Source organism: Streptomyces anandii JCM 4720, from assembly GCF_014650655.1.
GTDB lineage: Bacteria > Actinomycetota > Actinomycetes > Streptomycetales > Streptomycetaceae > Streptomyces > Streptomyces anandii.
This window is the reverse complement of record NZ_BMVJ01000077.1, coordinates 272-1,426: the sequence shown is the minus strand read 5'-3', so window position 1 is coordinate 1,426 and position 1,155 is coordinate 272. Positions and strand designations below refer to the sequence as shown.

At 68.9% G+C, this 1,155-nt stretch carries 1 protein-coding gene; it reads right to left on the bottom strand.

The window, feature by feature from the left end; all coding sequences use genetic code 11:
• Nucleotides 1-1,155, bottom strand: a 1,155-nt coding sequence (locus tag IE249_RS35365) for an acyltransferase domain-containing protein (RefSeq protein WP_229860020.1), incomplete at both ends; no start/stop codon positions are given.

Here is a 1,155-nt window from a genome sequence, read left to right as displayed (position 1 = left end):
CAGAAGTCAGCCGTCCCGATCTCCTCACCCGACACAACCGAAGCCGTCAGGTTCGACACGACCGGAATCCGCGGAACGCCATACGACAGCCCCTCGGCCACCTCCCGGAATGCCTCCAACATCCCGTCCATGTGCGGCGAATGGAAGGCATGACTGACCGTCAACCGACGAGTCTTCCGCCCCTGCCGCTCAAAGACGCCGGCGATCTCCAGCACGGCGCTCTCGTCACCAGCGATCACCACGGACGCCGGACCGTTGACGGCCGCGATACTCACCGCATCCGTCAGATACGGCAGCACCTCGTCCTCAGCGGCCTGGACAGCCACCATGGCCCCACCGGACGGCAACTCCTGCATCAGCCGACCACGCGCCGCCACCAGCGTGCACGCGTCCTCCAGCGACAGCACACCCGCACAATGCGCGGCCGCCACCTCACCGATGGAGTGACCCGACAGGAAGTCCGGCCGAACCCCCCACGACTCCAGCAGCCGGAACAACGCCACCTCGACCGCGAACAACGCAGGCTGCGTGCAGGCGGTCTCGTTGATCAGATCCGCGTCGTCGCCGAACAGCACCTCCAGCAACGGCACGTCCAGATGCCCGTCAAGCCGCGCACACACCGCATCCAACGCATCCGCGAACACCGGATACGCCCCATACAGCTCCCGGCCCATCCCCAACCGCTGGCTGCCCTGCCCCGTGAACAGGAACGCCAGCTTCGCGTCCACCGGAGTACCGGTGACCGTCCCGGCGGGCGTCTCGCCGCTCGCCAGCGTACCCAGCTGCCGTACGAAGTCCTCGCGGTCGCCCGCGACGAGCACCGCCCGCTCGTCCATGGCCGCACGCCCCGTCGCCAACGAATGGGCAACATCGGCGCCCCGAAGGGCAGGGCGCTCCAGAAGGTGGGTGCGCAGTCGCTCGGCCTGGGCCCGGAGCGCCTCGCGGTCCTTGGCGGAGATGACGTAAGGCAGTACGGGGTGCTCAACGGGCTCGAGCTCCGACTTCGGCTCCGGCTCGGCGAAGACGGGTGCCTGCTCCACGATGGTGTGGGCGTTGGTGCCGCTGAGCCCGAAGGACGAGACGCCCGCCCTACGCGGACGACCGTCGGTCTCGGGCCACTCCCGGGCCTCGGTCAGCAACTCCACCGCACCCGCG